This window comes from Candidatus Regiella endosymbiont of Tuberolachnus salignus (genome assembly GCF_964020115.1).
Classification (GTDB): domain Bacteria; phylum Pseudomonadota; class Gammaproteobacteria; order Enterobacterales; family Enterobacteriaceae; genus Regiella; species Regiella insecticola.
In genome coordinates this window covers 1,122,361-1,137,528 of sequence record NZ_OZ026542.1, presented here as the reverse complement: position 1 = coordinate 1,137,528, position 15,168 = coordinate 1,122,361, and the positions used below count along the sequence as shown (strand labels likewise).

Here is a 15,168-nt window from a genome sequence, read left to right as displayed (position 1 = left end):
CCGGAGGCAATTACATTATGGAAATGATAGGTCTTCCTGAGATGCTTACAATATTTACTGATACTGATTTGAAGCATATTGTTAATCACTGTAAACCAGATCTGCTCGCATTAAAATCGGCTCGTCTATTTATAACAGGAGGCACTGGCTATATTGGACGATGGCTACTGGAGTCGATTTGTTACGCCAATCAGCTTTTGGATTTAAATATCACTATTACCCTATTAAGTCGTGATCCAGATAAATTTTTATCAAAAAATCCTCATTTAAGTACTGATTCCGCAATAACATTTATTGCAGGGGACGTACGTGATTTTCAATTTCCAGAGGGTGAATTTACACACGCCATTCACGCAGCGACTGATGTTATTGTTGTTAATACACCACTTGATACATTCGATGTGACCGTATGTGGTACGAAGCGTGTATTGGATTTCTGCAAACAAAGAGGTGTAGCTAACGTCTTGTTGCTTAGTTCTGGTGCAGTTTATGGCTCCATACCTCATCATTTAAATTTAATCTCCGAAGAATACCTTGGAAGGCCAAATTTAGATTCACTAAACTCGGCTTATGGGATAGGGAAGATAGTGACTGAATGGCTCGGTAGTGCCTATTCCACAGAAGGCATGGCGTGTAAATCTGCCCGTGTTTTTGCACAAATAGGTCCTTACCTTGCGTTGGATAAGCAATTTGCGGCAGGTAATTTTATTCTTAACGCCATAAATAACGAGCCTTTTATAATAAAAGGAAATGGCACCCCTCTGCGCTCTTATATGTATGCCACTGACCTCGTCATATGGTTATTGGGTATCCTAATCCGTGGTCAAGCCTGCCGGGCTTATAATGTTGGTTCTGACCATGCAATTTCAATTAAAGAACTTGCGTTGATGATTGCAAGAATTAGCGGGGTGAGTGATCCAAACATCAAAATATTAGGAAAAATTTGCCAAGAAACGCCTCCTGAGCGCTATGTTCCAGATATCAGTCGAGCGAAAAATGAGCTCAACTTGAAAATTAGCATTCCACTGGATGAAGCATTACGTCGAACGCTCGAATGGTATCGCCCCCATTTATCTAGGGAAAATGAATGATGGATATTGCAACCTATGCACAGCAAATACGATTACTGGTATTGAAGCTGTGCTTTCTTAAACGTGCCTCACATATCAGCGGAGCCTTTTCGGTAGCAGATATTCTCGCGGTTTTATATGGCGGAGTACTGAATGTCAGCCCTGAAAATTCACGGCATCCGCAGCGTGATCGGCTTTTTTATAGTAAAGGCCATGCTTGCACTGCTTTGTATGCAGCTTTAGCTATTCGCAAATTTTTCTCCGAGTCTTCTCTAGTTGAAGATTTTACAGCAGATGGCAGTTACTTTACCTCTCATGTTAATCACAAATTGCCCGGGGTTGAGCTATCCACTGGCAGCCTTGGCCACGCTCTTGGTGTGGCCTGTGGCTCTGCGCTAGCGGGAAAACGCAAACAGAATAACTATTCTGTATTTGCTATCCTAAGCGATGGAGAACTTGATGAGGGCTCTAACTGGGAAGCCATCCTCTTTGCCGCCCATAATAAGTTAGATAATTTAGTGGTAGTGGTCGATTATAATAAGCTGCAAAGCTTTGGCTCTGTAGCGGAAGTGATGAATCTCGAGCCACTGGCGGAAAAATTTAGCGCATTTAATTGGCATGTTTGCGAAGTGGATGGCCATTCGCTTGATGATTTGCAGACAGTATTACACAAAATGAAAGCAAACCAGGAGAGTAAGCCTAAATGTGTGATAGCACATACTATCAAAGGAAAAGGGGTGAGTTTTATGGAAAATTGTCTTGCCTGGCATTATCAATCTCCAACTGATGCCGACTACCAAAGGGCTCTCATTGAATTAGGGGCAATATAGTGCGCAACACTTTCATTAACCATCTATGCAAACTCGCCGCCTTGCATGAAGATATTTTTCTACTCTGTGGTGATCTCGGTTATGCAGTGCTCGAGCCTTTTGCCGACAATTTTCCTGATCGCTATCTCAATGTTGGTATCGCAGAACAAAATATGACGCAAGTGGCCGTGGGTCTAGCGCGTGAGGGTTATAATGTATTCACTTACTCCATCGGCAATTTTCCTACTTTGCGATGCATGGAGCAAATCCGTTATGACGTCTGTTATCACCAAGCGAATGTGAAAATTGTTGCTGTCGGAGCAGGTTATGCCTACGGTGCTCTGGGTGTCTCTCATCACGCCACTGAAGATGTAGCCATGTTACGCGCTATTCCCAATATGACTCTTTGTGCTCCCGCTGATCCGCTAGAAGCCATAGCGGCTGCCGATTTTATGGTTACTCACCAAGGTCCAGGGTATGTGCGTCTCAATAAAACGGGTGAAGCCTGTATCCATGATGCTACACAACCGCTAACGATAGCACCAGGCATGTTTATTACCGTGCGTTCCGGAGAAGGTACTGCCGTACTGACAACTGGGGCAATCCTCGGATCTATTATGGCTGAACTGAAACAGTTTGATACTGATTGGGCAGTCTTTAGTGTTCCTTTTGTCGGTGGCTACTTACCTGAAAAACTTGTCGAACTTGCTGGATGTTTTGATACTTTCGTTACTGTTGAAGAACATCAATTGAATGGGGGCTTTGGTAGCTCTATTATAGAAGCCTTTAGCGATCTTTATGCCAAGGGTGAGCTTGATCACATGCCCCCTGTTCAACGTATCGGCATTCCTAACCAATTTATATGGACTTCCGGTAGTCAAGATCACCTGCGGCGCACTGCAAACCTCACTCTTGCCGGATTAATGCGTTAATTTTAATGATGTTTGCTCGCCTCTTAATAACCATTAAGGCCGCCTTAAAAGGTAAAATACGTCTGCTTAATTTTTTGGCAGTAGGTGGCTTAAACACAATTGTTGGCTATGCTATTTTCGCGTTTATGCTGTGGTTGGGATGGCATTACAGCTTAGCGCTTGCTGGAGCAACCGTATTCGGGACGCTATTTAATTTTTACACTACGAGCAGACTGGTTTTTTATTCTAATGATAACGCCAGGATTATTTCTTTTATCTTGGTGTATTTGTTTGTTTATTGCATCAATATCATGAGTATGGCCATACTTAAGCATATAGGCATTCATCCTTATCAAAGCTTTCTATTAATGGTTTTCCCCATTTCATTATTAACATACAGGTTAAATTGCCGATATGTCTTCAAACATGACTAAACGCATCAGTATTATCACTCCTTGCTACAATGAAGAAGAAAATGTTACAGAACTCTATAGTCGGGTGAAAGAGGTGATGGCGTCATTACCTTATGATTATGAACACATATGTATTGACAATCATTCCACTGATCGCACAGTGGCAATACTCAAAGAACTCGCGGCCAGCGATTCACATTTAAAGATTATTGTTAACGCCCGTAATTTTGGCTCTATTCGTTCGCCTTTTTACGGGTTGTTACAGTCTTCTGGAGATGCATCGATCCTTATTACAGCGGATTTACAAGATCCCCCCGAAATGATCAGGGAATTTGTAAAAAAATGGGAAGAAGGATATAAAACCGTGATGGCAGTGAAGCCAGAAAGTGAAGAATCTCGCTGGATGTTTTTTGTACGCCGCATGTATTACAAAATGATCACTCATATTGCGGAAGTGACACTAGTACCCAATGCCACGGGTGCAGGCTTATTTGATCGGGAATTGATTGATATCATGCGCAATATCAAGGATCCCTACCCTTATTTTCGTGGTTTGGTTTGTGAGATTGGTTTCCCTATCGCTACAATTCCCTTTAAACAGCCTCGGCGGACTCGTGGCGTAACCAGCACTAATTTTTATTCACTTTATGATCTTGCCATGCTGGGGATCACGAAACATTCCAAAGTGCCACTGCGCATGATGGTTTTCGGCGGATTTGGCATAGCTACCGTTAGTTTTGTTATTTCATTAATCTATTTAATACAAAAATTGTTGTTTTGGGATGCCTTTTCCATGGGTACAGCGCCACTTCTTGTCGGAATGTTCTTTTTGGGTGGTTTACAAATGCTTTTTTTGGGTTTACTCGGAGAGTATATCGGCTCCATTCAAACGCAAGTGCGTAATGTGCCTCTAGTTATTGAACTAGAAAGGATAAATTTTTGATATTTATCATCAATATCAAACGGTAATCAAGAAAATGGATAAACATAATGACAATTGAGATAACAGAAAAAAAAACAGATTCTACCCCACTTCAGCCATTAATGAAGACTTTTCTGACCGAATGGCGATGGTGGATTCTGGGAGCAATATTCTCCTGGTTATTCGCTAGCATTTTACTTTCAGGTTGGCCTATGGGCTTGCTACCAAACTTGAGTGCTCCCTTGGGTTACACTGGGGATAACTTGTTTCTTGCCTGGCAAGCACAAAGGGTTATTGAGGGATGGATTTTTGATAATCCGCGCAGTGGTTACCCCTTTGGTTCAAATTTTCTGGATTATCCCGGTTCGGACTCTGGTAGTTATATCATTATAAAATTGTTTGGTTTGCTGAGTGGTAATTACTATTCTGCCTTGACTCTCTGTTTTTTATTGAGTTTTCCGGTCACCTTTATTTCATCGTTCTGTGTGTTACGAACTTTTAGTCTATCAAAAATGTATGCTGCGAGTGCTGCACTGCTTTTTGTATTCCTTCCTTTTCATTTTCTGAGAATTGGCCATTTATTTTATACCTGGTATTTCGCTATCCCGATTTTCTTCTACGCGGGGTACCACATTTTTATCAACCAAGCTAATCAGTTTTTGTCATGGCGTTCACCTATTTTATTTTCGGGAATATTTCTTGGCTTCATCATCCTTGCTTCGTTTGGTGTCTACTATGCATTTTTCGGTGTGATCGTTCTTGTCGTATCAGCTATGGCCGCTTGGGCAAAAAATAGAAATGCTTATACTATGCTGCCAGCATTATCCCTCATTTCTATTATTATTTTCGGGGTATTGTTAAATATTGGATCCAATTTGATTCATAAAAAGCTCAATGGCGCAAACTTAGAGGTGGCTATCAGGTCACCTATGGAGTCTGAAGTTTATGGTTTTAAGCTAATGCAGTTAATATTGCCAAGACCTGATCATAGAAATGAAACGTTGCGGCATATAACAGATAAATATAATACCCATTTCCCCCTAATCAATGAAAATAGTTTCTCTTCACTCGGTGTAGTAGGTAGTGCTGGTTTCTTTCTATTAGGTTTACTCATTCTTGTCAGACTAGCAGGGATGAAAATCGACGAGCGGCTTGCATTTCTAGCATTGGTGGTCTTGGTTCTCTTTTTATTTGGTACCATAGGTGGATTGGGATCCTTATTTGCTGTAACCGTATCACCCATGATTCGTGGATGGAATCGAATAAGTGTATTTATTGCATTCGGAGCAATTTCGGCATTCTTTCTCGGTATGCAATTGGTTATTCATCGCTATTTTTCGCCTAAAAATCCTACTATTATCCTTGCTATTCCATCTATTCTTATTGTTTGCTTAGGTTTATATGACCAGACCAAACCAAATGGAGTGAGCAACGAACACGTTAAGCACCTATTTAAACTCGACAGAGATTTTATCAATCAAATTGAAAGTAGTGTTCCTGTAAATAGTGCAATCTATCAGCTCCCTTATATGCGTTTTCCTGAAACAGCGCCACAACATCGATTGCATACCTATGATTTAATGTCTGGTTTTGTTCATTCACGCTCATTGCGTTGGAATTATGCAGGTATGAAGGGGCGTGAAGGTGATCTGTTCTATCGCGCGCTGGCGCAGGAACCGATTGAAAAGCAACTTGATGTGATTAAACGTCTAGGGTTCGCTGGGATCTACATCGATAAACGTGGTTTTGAAGATAACGCAAAAGTTTTAATCGAAAGACTCTCAGTGCTATTAGGTAAACCTCCTCAATTAAAACGGGCGGATGATAAGGTTGTTTTTTTTCGCATTGATTCTCCATCCCAGCTCGATTTTAGTACTTTGACTAGCACCCAAATTATGCAGAAAGCAGGCTATGTGGCCGATAAACTTGGGCCACGTTACCCTGCTAACCTTATTGACGGTATAGATTTCACTCGTTCTAGCTGGCCGGAGTTTATTCGTGATGTAAAGGGATTATCTGGATATGAGCCTTGGGGTCGCTGGTCAGACGCAAAAGTGGCTTCAAAAGTCAGGCTAGATTTTTTTTCCCCCTTACCACAAAAATTCACATTGGTTTTGACGGCTCGCCCCTTTGGCCCAAATGTAGATCATGATCTTGTTATAAAAATTGGAGAGCAAGAACAGAAGATTAAAATGTTGAATGACGTTAACCAATTACGCATCCCCTTCGACTTGTTACAAAAATCAGTAGATTTTATCGAATTTGTGCCCCCTAATCCTACTTCACCTCAGCAACTAGGGATTAACTCGGATGCCCGATTATTAGGTATCGGCTTTATAAATTTGCGTATTGAAGCAGTGTAATCGGTGGAGAGCATGTGGATAATATTGCAGTGTTCTAATATTAGGGTGCTGCTGGGCAGTACTGAAAACGGATGACACTATACCCCTCGCCTTTGAAGCCACTGCGTTGTTGGCTGCGGGGGTTCGCCGAATCACGTAGTCTATCTACGCTCATCGGTCTCATACCCTTGCCGCCTAGCGGCAACTTCAAAGGAGAAGGGTATATGGTTTTCTTATGGATGCAATTAGCAACGCATTAAAAACAACAGTAAGTTGATGCTCTCGCCGTCTTACAGTAAATAAAATAATGGAGAAAATATGACTGCCCATTACCACAATAATTTTTACGGTTGGACACAAGAACAAGCTGATTTGCTCCGTTCTGGTCACCTAAACTAGTTAGATACGCAAAACCTCTTGCAGGAGATAGAGGGCATGGGCAATAGCCAGAGGAATGAATTGGAATCACGACTCGAAGTGTTGTTTATCCATTTGCTAAAATGGCTATTTCAACCCTCACACCACGGGAGAAGCTGTCGACTCACTATTGTAGAACAGCGCCGAAAAATGGTACGCCGGCTGGCAAAAAGCCCCAGCTTACAAAACGAACTCAATACATTAATGACAGATGCTTATGGAGACGCCATTCTATCCGCTGCTAGGGAAACCGGTCTGAACGAAGAGATTTTTCCCAAACACTGTCCCTGGAGCTTTGATCAAACGATAAATAACGAATTTTTTCCAGAATAGTTAGTCACTACAGGTATGCACCCAACAAAAAACGGAGGAAGTTATGACCACGCTTTATGACGATGATTTTTACCGCTGGAGTCAAGAACAGGCAAATTTACTCCGTAGCCGACGTTTCAATGAGTTAGATGCAGAAAATTTGCTGGAGGAAGATAGAAGCAATGGGTCGAAGTGAACGCAGAGAGCTTGAATCTAGACTTGAAAAGCTACTTGCTCATCTCCTGAAATGGAAATATCAGGACAGCCGAAGAGGCAAAAGCTGGCTGCTTATTACGATTAAAGAACAACGTAAAAAATTTGTCGACTGCTTGAATGAAAATCCAAGTCTGAAAAACAAAAAAGAAGAGCGCCTAGCCACAGTATACGAGTATGCAAGACTTTCTGCCGCAAAAGAAACAGGAATCACCGAAAGTATTTTTCCTGATAAATGCCCTTGGACATTCGAACAGATAATGGATAATACATTTTTTCCGGAATGATGGTGCTACGAACGCCAGCTGCCTGGCTTTTTTCTTTAATTTAACGGGTCTATTTTATTACCATGAAAACTGCAATTATCACCGGGATCACTGGCCAGGATGGGGCTTATCTGGCTGAACTACTCCTCAGTAAAGGTTATCGGGTATACGGTACCTATCGTCGTACCAGTTCGGTCAATTTTTGGCGAATTGAGGAGCTGGGCATTCAGAATAATGAAAACCTGCATTTGGTCGAATATGATTTGACTGACTTGGGCTGCACTATCGCCTTACTGCAGAAGGCAAAACCCGATGAAATCTACAATTTAGCGGCGCAAAGTTTTGTCGGCGTGAGCTTTGAGCAACCCAGTACGACGGCACAGATCACGGGAGTTGGCGCACTACACTTGTTAGAGGCTATCCGCCTTGTCAACCCCAAAATTCGTTTCTACCAGGCCTCTACTTCAGAAATGTTTGGCAAAGTACAGGCTATTCCACAGGTAGAAGAGACCCCATTTTATCCGCGCAGCCCTTACGGCGTAGCAAAATTATATGCGCATTGGATGACGGTAAATTACCGTGAGAGTTATGGTATTTTTGGCGCTAGTGGCATTTTATTTAATCATGAAAGTCCGCTGCGTGGACGCGAGTTTGTGACCCGTAAAATCACCGATTCGGTAGCCAAGATCGCCTTGGGGCAACTCGATTGCCTGTCACTGGGAAACATCGATGCAAAACGTGATTGGGGTTATGCCAAAGAATATGTAGAAGGCATGTGGTGTATGCTGCAAGTGGATAAGCCAGACACCTTCGTATTAGCGACACATCGTAGTGAAAGCGTCCGTGATTTTGTACGTATGGCTTTTCAAGCAGCAGGCATTACTATTGAATTTACCGGCACAGCAGAAAATGAAACCGCCGTAGTAACGTCTTCGAATTGCGATAAGACCAAGCTACAGGTTGGCCAAACCGTTATGCGCATCGACCCCGCTTTTTATCGACCGGCAGAAGTGGATCTGCTGATAGGCGATGCCACTAAAGCCAAAAGCAACCTCGGATGGGAAGCTAAAACTACGCTGGAGCAATTATGTAAAATGATGGTGGAAGCCGATTTACGCCGTCATCATAACGGAGTGTCTTTCTGATATGGCAACGAATAAACGTGCTTTAGTGACCGGGTTAACGGGATTTACTGGGCGTTATGTTGAAGCGGAATTGGTAGCTGCAGGATTTGAGGTTTATGGCATTGGTGAGCGATCATCCTGTTTGCCGCGCTATACTCAGGTAAATTTAACTGACCGTAGTGCGTTACATAGGGTGGTGGCGGCATGTCAACCTGATGTTGTATTGCATCTCGCAGGGGTAGCCTTTGTCGGAAAGGCTGATGTGGATGCATTTTATCAAGTGAATACATTAGGTACACACAATTTACTCGATGCTATCGCAACCGAAGCGCCAAAAGTGGGCTGTGTATTACTGGCCAGTAGCGCCAATATTTACGGTAATACTAAACAGGGTGTGCTAGATGAATCTACTCTGCCCAATCCTGCCAACGATTATGCGGTCAGCAAATTGGCTATGGAAAATATGGCGCGTTTGTGGTTTGACCGATTACCCATCATCATTACACGCCCTTTTAATTATACCGGTGTGGGTCAATCGGAAGCTTTTTTGTTGCCCAAAATCATCGGTCATTTTCAACGGAAAGCATCAACCATTGAATTAGGTAACTGTGATGTTTTTCGTGATTTCAGTGATGTTAGGGCGGTAGCGAATGCCTATCGGCGACTGGTAGAAGTACGTCCAATCGGAAAAGTGATTAATATTTGTTCTGGCAAAAGTCACTCGTTACAAGAGGTAGTGGAAAGGGTAGGTAAGATGGCGGGTTATGCTATACAGGTGAAAGTCAATCCCACTTTTGTGCGAAAAAATGAAGTGCGCTCATTACTGGGCTCTGCCGAATTACTACGTAGTATTATTGGTTCATGGAATATGCCTCCTCTTCATGACACACTGGAATGGATGTATCATTCCCCGTTGCCGTGAAAATATTATTTGGTACCGATGCTATTCGCTATCCATTAACCGGGATCGGGCGCTACGCTTACGAATTAGCACGTCGCTTATCCACAGCGTCTGATGTCGAGAGCCTGTTTTATTTTAGCGTCACCGGCGGAGTCAATAGCGCATTACCTTCTCGCCCAAAAACCGGACAGAGAGAACGTACCGCTGTCGGTTTAAGGCGCCTGGCAAGTAACATCCGCCTATTAACCAAGTCATATCACCATGTCACGACCATCTTACAAGCGCGTTCATTACGTCGTTTTAATGATTATCTGTTTCACGGCCCGAATTATTATCTACCCGTTCACCGAGGTCCTTGTGTGACGACTTTCCACGATTTGTCTGTCTTTTCGTGGCCGCAATGTCATCCTGCAGCCCGGGTACGGCACATGCAAAAAGAGATACAGGTAGCATTAAAACGTGCGCAACTGATATTGACCGATTCTGAGTTTACCCGGCGTGAAATTGCCGCCTATTTCAGTTGGCCATTAGATCGCATTCTGGTGACACCACTGGCGGTGTCAGCTGATTATTACCCTAGGCCGGTCACGACAATAGCACCGGTTTTATTGCGCTTTGGATTGAATTTTGCCTCCTATTCACTGTTCGTCGGCACCCTAGACCCACGTAAAAATATAGACCTATTACTTGATGTATATGAAAAGATCCCTAATGCGTTAAGGCAACGTATTCCTTTAATTGTCGTTGGCTTTGAAGGATGGAATAGTGAAAAAACACGTGCTCGTTTAAGCGCCGGTGAGCGAGCTGGCTGGGCGCGCTATCTTAACTTTGTTGACGAGGCTTTACTGCCGTCACTTTATGCCGGAGCACGGGTATTTCTCTATCCGTCACGCTACGAGGGGTTCGGTTTACCAGTATTAGAGGCGATGGCTTCGGGGATCCCGGTTATTTGTTCAAATGCGGCTTCTTTACCTGAAGTAGCGGGCAGTGCGGGGGCGCTGGTTCCTCCCGACGATGTCGATACGCTATATAATGTGCTTATCCAGGCTTTAGAAGATGATAGCTGGTGTGCAAAGGCGAAAACGCGTGGTTTGGAGCAAGCCAGTCATTTCTCCTGGGATAAAACAGCAGCGGCAACGCTTAATGCGTATAAACTCGCTTATTCAATAATTTTATGAAAGTTCTCCATTTTTATCAGGCCTCTTTTCCCAATGATATGGGAGGCATTGAACAATGTATCCATCAGATTGCCAAAGGAAGTAGTCAGCTGGGCATAAAAACCAATGTACTTTCTTTAAGCTCCGATCCTGCAACAACAGCAATAGAGATAGACGGTTATTTAGTACACCAAGCCAAGCTGAATTTTCAACTGGCTTCAACCCGTTTTTCTACCTCGGTCTTTTCGCTTTTTTCACAGTTGGTTAAACAGGCCGATATCGTTCATTATCACTTCCCATGGCCATTGATGGATGTCGTTCACTTTGTCACTCAAGTGAAAAAACCAACGGTAGTGACCTATCATTCGGACATCATCCGACAACAGTATCTGCTTAAACTTTATCGCCCCCTGCAGAGACGATTTTTAGCCAGTGTCGATCACATTGTCGCCACGTCACCGAATTACCTCACTACCAGTGAAGTGTTGCAGCCATTATCAAACAAGGTTAGCGTCATTCCCATTGGTTTGGACAAGGCCACCTATCCGCCGCCAATGGCGCATAAACTACAATACTGGCGCGAAAAAATCGGGGCAAAATTTTTCTTGTTTGTCGGAGTACTGCGTTATTACAAAGGATTACATATTCTTTTGGAGGCCGCACAGGGGCTCAATTATCCGATCGTGATTGTCGGCTCCGGCTCCATTGAGCAGGCGCTGAAAAAACAGGCTACAAGGTTTGGCTTAAACCATGTTTACTTTCAAGGCAATTTGCCTGATGAAGATAAAATCGCACTGCTTAGCCTATGTTACGGCGTACTTTTCCCTTCACATCTACGTTCCGAAGCTTTTGGCATTTCTCTACTGGAAGGCGCTATGTACGGTAAACCGATGATTTCTTGCGAAATTGGCACCGGTACCAGCTTCATTAATATTGCTAATGTTACCGGATTAGTGATCCCTCCCAGCAATCCCATAGCACTCAAGCAAGCGATCTGTTACTTGTGGGAGAACCCTGAAATCGCGGCAAAAATGGGGCAGCAGGCTGAAGCGCGCTATCGGCAAAATTTTACCGCTGATAAGATGGTTCGGTCATATGTAGATTTATATGATAATTTGGCGAATAAACCTTAATACATTCATAAAATGAATTAAAACACAATCTACTCTACCCTCTATTTTTTCCAATAAACCCTCAATTTTCGGAAAGTTAAATTTATGCACAAACCGGCTTTATTTCTTGATCGTGATGGGGTGATTAATGTGGACTATGGTTATGTCTGGCAGCAGGAGAATTTTCATTTTGTTGAGGGTATTTTTACGCTGGTCGCGGCAGCAAAACAAGCGGGTTATTTAGTGATTGTGGTGACTAATCAAGCGGGGATTGGGCGGGGTTATTACACTGAAGCCGATTTTCATCGCTTGATGAAGTGGGTGGGTGAGCAGTTTGTGATACAGGGGGGATCGGTTGATGCGGTTTATTTTTGCCCTTATCATGCCGAACAAGGCATTGGGCAGTATAAACAACAGAGCCCTTTCAGAAAGCCCGCTCCAGGCATGATACTGGAGGCGGCTAAGAAATTTTCTATTGATCTAGCCAACTCGATGTTAATCGGTGACAACATTTCTGATATTCAAGCAGGAAGCGCAGCCGGAGTGGGCAAGCTGTTTTTATTGGGTTCTGATCATGAAGAAGCCACTTCTTACGGCGCGATCAAGATAAAAAATCTCGCAGCGGCAATGGCTCAGCTGTAGCTATTTCGCTAGTTGCTAAAGAAGGGCATCCATCACATGATTACACTTTTCTCAGCAATTTTGATAGAATGAAATCCATTTTTTTAAGAAAGGATTCCACTATGTTTAGCAAATTTCTTGACCCCAAAAATGATGTTGCTTTTAAGAAGATCTTTGGTACGGAGAAAAACCAAGACATTCTTATCCATTTTTTAAATGATATTCTCGAGTTTAGCGGTAGCAAACAGATACAATCTGTGCGTTTTTTGAGTCCGATACAGGATCCGGAGATTGCTTATAAAAAGCAAAGCATCGTGGATGTGTTGTGCCAAGACAGTGAAGGTACAAAGTATATTATCGAAATGCAGGTCGCACAAAGCAAAGGGTTTGAGAAACGGGCGCAATATTATGCCGCCAAAGCCTATTCTCAGCAGGCCAATCAAGGAGATGATTACAGAGACCTGAAAGAAATTATTTTTATTGCCATCGCCAATTGTGTGCTGTTCCCTGATAAAACACATTATAAATCAGATCATGTGATTCTCGACCGCGATAACGGAGCACATGATTTAAAAGATTTTTCTTTTACCTTTATTGAACTACCTAAGTTTACTAAAGATAGTCCAGATCAGCTTGAGTCCATTATCGAAAAATGGTGTTACTTTTTTAAGCATGCGGCAGAGACAGGCCCAGAAGCGCTGGAGAAGTTGATCGGTCAAGATACCGTCATAAAAAAAGCTTATGATGCGTTAGATCAGTTTTATTGGACAGAAGAAGAGTTGATGCGTTATGAACGAGAGCTAAAACGCGTACGTGATAACGCCGCGGTACTTAGCTATGCAACAGAAACAGGTATAGAAAAGGGAATGCAACAAGGCTTACAACAAGGCTTACAACAAGGCTTACAACAAGGCTTACAACAGGGAAAAAAACAAGCCACATTGAAAATTGCCCAGCAGCTTTTTGCCAACGGAATAGAGCGGAAAATGGTTAAAGCGTCGACAGGACTTTCTGACGAAGAACTCGATATGTTGCCCCCTTTGTAATTACAAAAGTGAAACTATGACTCAATTATCTTGTTTTAAAGCCTATGATATTCGTGGGCGATTAGGTGATGAATTAAATGAAGATATCGCCTACCGCATTGGCCGTGCTTATGCGGAATCGGTTAAACCCAAAAAAGTGGTGGTGGGGGGTGATGTTCGCCTGACCAGTGAAAGTCTTAAATTAGCTTTGAGTCGGGGTTTACAGGACGCGGGCACTGATGTGTTGGATATTGGCCTGGCCGGTACCGAAGAAGTGTATTTTGCTACCTTTCATCTTGCTCTTGACGGTGGCATTGAAGTGACAGCTAGCCATAATCCAATCGATTATAATGGCATGAAATTGGTAGGCGCAGGCGCTCGCCCTATTAGTAGCGATACCGGCTTGTTAGCCATTCAACGCTTGGCAGAATTAAATCAATTTTCAGCCGTCGATCCCGCAGCAAGAGGCAGCTATCAGCAAATTTCTGTTCTTGATGCTTATATCGATCATTTGATGGGCTATATCACCCCGACTCACTTTAAACCGTTAAAACTGGTGATTAACAGTGGTAATGGCGCTGCGGGGCATGTTATCGATGCGTTGGAAAAGCGCTTTCAGCAACTAAAAATGCCGATTAGCCTGATTAAAGTGCATCATCAGGCTGATGGCACCTTTCCTAATGGGATCCCCAATCCATTATTACCCGAATGTCGACAAGCAACCCGTGATGCCGTATTAGCTTATGGCGCGGATATGGGGATCGCGTTTGATGGCGATTTCGATCGCTGCTTTTTGTTTGATCATAAAGGTCAGTTTATCGAAGGGTACTATATTGTTGGTTTATTAGCAGAGGCTTTTTTACAGAAAAAACCAGGGGCGAAAATTATTCATGATCCTCGTCTTAGTTGGAATACCATCGATGTCGTTCAAGCCGCCGGAGGGCAAGCGGTGATATGTAAAACCGGTCATGCCTTTATTAAGCAGCGAATGCGTGAAGAGGATGCCATCTATGGCGGTGAGATGAGTGCACATCACTATTTTCGTGATTTTGCTTATTGTGATTCAGGGATGATCCCTTGGTTATTAGTAGCAGAGTTGTTGTGTGTAAAAAATAAAACCCTCGAACAAATGGTGCAGGATCGTATGGCGGCTTATCCAGCCTCCGGCGAAATTAATTCTAAATTAGATAATCCCACTGAAGCCATCGAGCGGGTGCGCGCAACTTATCAACCTGAGGCGATTTGCGTTGATGAAACCGATGGCATCAGTTTGGCCTTTGCCGATTGGCGTTTTAATTTACGCAGTTCGAATACCGAGCCAGTGGTACGGCTTAATGTAGAATCTCGAGCCAATAAGATACTTTTAGATAAAAAAACCAATGAAATATTAAACTTGCTGAGGCGATAATAGATTTCTTCGTACCCACCTAGATAATATAAACGATGATGAAATTAAGCGCCTTGGGCGCTATTTTTTTAGAAAAAATAGGTGAAAAAACGCGGTTATCCTCTACAATGTTCAGGGGGTATTTGAGTCTATTTCTTTAAAATTA

At 43.0% G+C, this 15,168-nt stretch carries 14 protein-coding genes and 2 pseudogenes; 15 read left to right on the top strand and 1 reads right to left on the bottom strand.

All coding sequences use genetic code 11. The annotated features are described in order from the left end of the window. Positions 1 to 17: 17 nt before the first annotated feature. Genes AACL30_RS05930 through AACL30_RS05910 form a run of 6 tightly spaced genes read left to right on the top strand, consistent with a single transcriptional unit; the run spans position 18 to position 6,488 of the window. Positions 18 to 1,091, top strand: a complete 1,074-nt coding sequence (locus tag AACL30_RS05930; RefSeq protein WP_339058038.1) for an NAD(P)-dependent oxidoreductase — start codon at positions 18 to 20, stop codon at positions 1,089 to 1,091. Then, positions 1,088 to 1,900, top strand: a complete 813-nt coding sequence (locus tag AACL30_RS05925; RefSeq protein ID WP_339058037.1) for a transketolase — start codon at positions 1,088 to 1,090, stop codon at positions 1,898 to 1,900. Before AACL30_RS05930 ends, AACL30_RS05925 begins: the two co-directional genes overlap by 4 nt. Then, positions 1,900 to 2,811 carry a transketolase family protein gene (locus tag AACL30_RS05920; protein ID WP_339058036.1) on the top strand — a complete coding sequence of 304 codons (912 nt, stop codon included), beginning with the start codon at positions 1,900 to 1,902 and terminating at the stop codon, positions 2,809 to 2,811. The genes AACL30_RS05925 and AACL30_RS05920 overlap by 1 nt, the downstream gene beginning before the upstream one ends. A gap of 5 nt (positions 2,812 to 2,816) precedes the next feature. Beyond that, entirely contained in the window at positions 2,817 to 3,224 is a 408-nt protein-coding gene (locus tag AACL30_RS16430) for a GtrA family protein (protein ID WP_422389577.1), read from the top strand. Further along, a complete protein-coding gene (locus tag AACL30_RS05915; protein ID WP_339058035.1) occupies positions 3,217 to 4,146 on the top strand; it encodes a glycosyltransferase family 2 protein in 930 nt (309 codons plus the stop codon). Before AACL30_RS16430 ends, AACL30_RS05915 begins: the two co-directional genes overlap by 8 nt. A gap of 47 nt (positions 4,147 to 4,193) precedes the next feature. Beyond that, on the top strand, positions 4,194 to 6,488 hold the full coding sequence (locus AACL30_RS05910; protein WP_339058034.1) for a DUF7024 domain-containing protein: 2,295 nt from the start codon (positions 4,194 to 4,196) through the stop codon (positions 6,486 to 6,488). Between the two features lie 40 nt (positions 6,489 to 6,528). On the opposite strand, the gene AACL30_RS05905 is transcribed toward AACL30_RS05910, so the two are convergent. Continuing rightward, positions 6,529 to 6,678 carry a hypothetical protein gene (locus AACL30_RS05905; protein WP_339058033.1) on the bottom strand — a complete coding sequence of 50 codons (150 nt, stop codon included), beginning with the start codon at positions 6,676 to 6,678 and terminating at the stop codon, positions 6,529 to 6,531. A 107-nt stretch (positions 6,679 to 6,785) separates the two neighbouring features. Here AACL30_RS05905 and AACL30_RS05900 point away from each other — a divergent pair. From AACL30_RS05900 to cpsG, 9 genes and pseudogenes are all read left to right on the top strand, one after another. Then, positions 6,786 to 7,217, top strand: a pseudogene (locus AACL30_RS05900) (DUF29 domain-containing protein). A gap of 43 nt (positions 7,218 to 7,260) precedes the next feature. Further along, positions 7,261 to 7,696: pseudogene (locus AACL30_RS05895) on the top strand (DUF29 domain-containing protein). Positions 7,697 to 7,758: 62 nt separating this feature from the next. Then, positions 7,759 to 8,820 (top strand): GDP-mannose 4,6-dehydratase, encoded by a 1,062-nt coding sequence (gmd, locus tag AACL30_RS05890; protein ID WP_339058032.1) that lies wholly within the window; start codon positions 7,759 to 7,761, stop codon positions 8,818 to 8,820. Between the two features lies 1 nt (position 8,821). Continuing rightward, positions 8,822 to 9,721, top strand: a complete 900-nt coding sequence (locus AACL30_RS05885; RefSeq protein WP_339058031.1) for a GDP-mannose 4,6-dehydratase — start codon at positions 8,822 to 8,824, stop codon at positions 9,719 to 9,721. Next, positions 9,694 to 10,878: a glycosyltransferase family 1 protein gene (locus AACL30_RS05880; protein WP_339058030.1), complete on the top strand. Its 1,185-nt coding sequence runs from the start codon at positions 9,694 to 9,696 to the stop codon at positions 10,876 to 10,878. Before AACL30_RS05885 ends, AACL30_RS05880 begins: the two co-directional genes overlap by 28 nt. Then, positions 10,875 to 11,990, top strand: coding sequence for a glycosyltransferase family 4 protein (locus AACL30_RS05875; protein ID WP_339058029.1), 1,116 nt, complete (start codon positions 10,875 to 10,877; stop codon positions 11,988 to 11,990). Before AACL30_RS05880 ends, AACL30_RS05875 begins: the two co-directional genes overlap by 4 nt. 84 nt (positions 11,991 to 12,074) lie before the next feature. Next, on the top strand, positions 12,075 to 12,611 hold the full coding sequence (locus AACL30_RS05870) for an HAD family hydrolase (RefSeq protein ID WP_339058028.1): 537 nt from the start codon (positions 12,075 to 12,077) through the stop codon (positions 12,609 to 12,611). 101 nt (positions 12,612 to 12,712) lie between these two features. After that, positions 12,713 to 13,636, top strand: a complete 924-nt coding sequence (locus AACL30_RS05865) for an Rpn family recombination-promoting nuclease/putative transposase (RefSeq protein WP_339058027.1) — start codon at positions 12,713 to 12,715, stop codon at positions 13,634 to 13,636. A 16-nt stretch (positions 13,637 to 13,652) separates the two neighbouring features. Further along, the gene (gene cpsG, locus AACL30_RS05860; RefSeq protein WP_339058026.1) at positions 13,653 to 15,023 is read left to right on the top strand and encodes a phosphomannomutase CpsG; all 1,371 of its coding nucleotides are present in this window, start codon (positions 13,653 to 13,655) and stop codon (positions 15,021 to 15,023) included. The last annotated feature ends 145 nt before the right edge of the window (positions 15,024 to 15,168 follow it).

Coding starts and splice junctions, on each gene's coding strand:
- AACL30_RS05930 (WP_339058038.1), top strand. CDS start 18: ATGGAAATGATAGGTCTTCCTGAGATGCTTACAATATTTACTGATACT.
- AACL30_RS05925 (WP_339058037.1), top strand. CDS start 1,088: ATGATGGATATTGCAACCTATGCACAGCAAATACGATTACTGGTATTG.
- AACL30_RS16430 (WP_422389577.1), top strand. CDS start 2,817: ATGATGTTTGCTCGCCTCTTAATAACCATTAAGGCCGCCTTAAAAGGT.
- AACL30_RS05915 (WP_339058035.1), top strand. CDS start 3,217: ATGACTAAACGCATCAGTATTATCACTCCTTGCTACAATGAAGAAGAA.
- AACL30_RS05910 (WP_339058034.1), top strand. CDS start 4,194: ATGACAATTGAGATAACAGAAAAAAAAACAGATTCTACCCCACTTCAG.
- gmd (WP_339058032.1), top strand. CDS start 7,759: ATGAAAACTGCAATTATCACCGGGATCACTGGCCAGGATGGGGCTTAT.
- AACL30_RS05885 (WP_339058031.1), top strand. CDS start 8,822: ATGGCAACGAATAAACGTGCTTTAGTGACCGGGTTAACGGGATTTACT.
- AACL30_RS05880 (WP_339058030.1), top strand. CDS start 9,694: ATGGATGTATCATTCCCCGTTGCCGTGAAAATATTATTTGGTACCGAT.
- AACL30_RS05875 (WP_339058029.1), top strand. CDS start 10,875: ATGAAAGTTCTCCATTTTTATCAGGCCTCTTTTCCCAATGATATGGGA.
- AACL30_RS05870 (WP_339058028.1), top strand. CDS start 12,075: ATGCACAAACCGGCTTTATTTCTTGATCGTGATGGGGTGATTAATGTG.
- AACL30_RS05865 (WP_339058027.1), top strand. CDS start 12,713: ATGTTTAGCAAATTTCTTGACCCCAAAAATGATGTTGCTTTTAAGAAG.
- cpsG (WP_339058026.1), top strand. CDS start 13,653: ATGACTCAATTATCTTGTTTTAAAGCCTATGATATTCGTGGGCGATTA.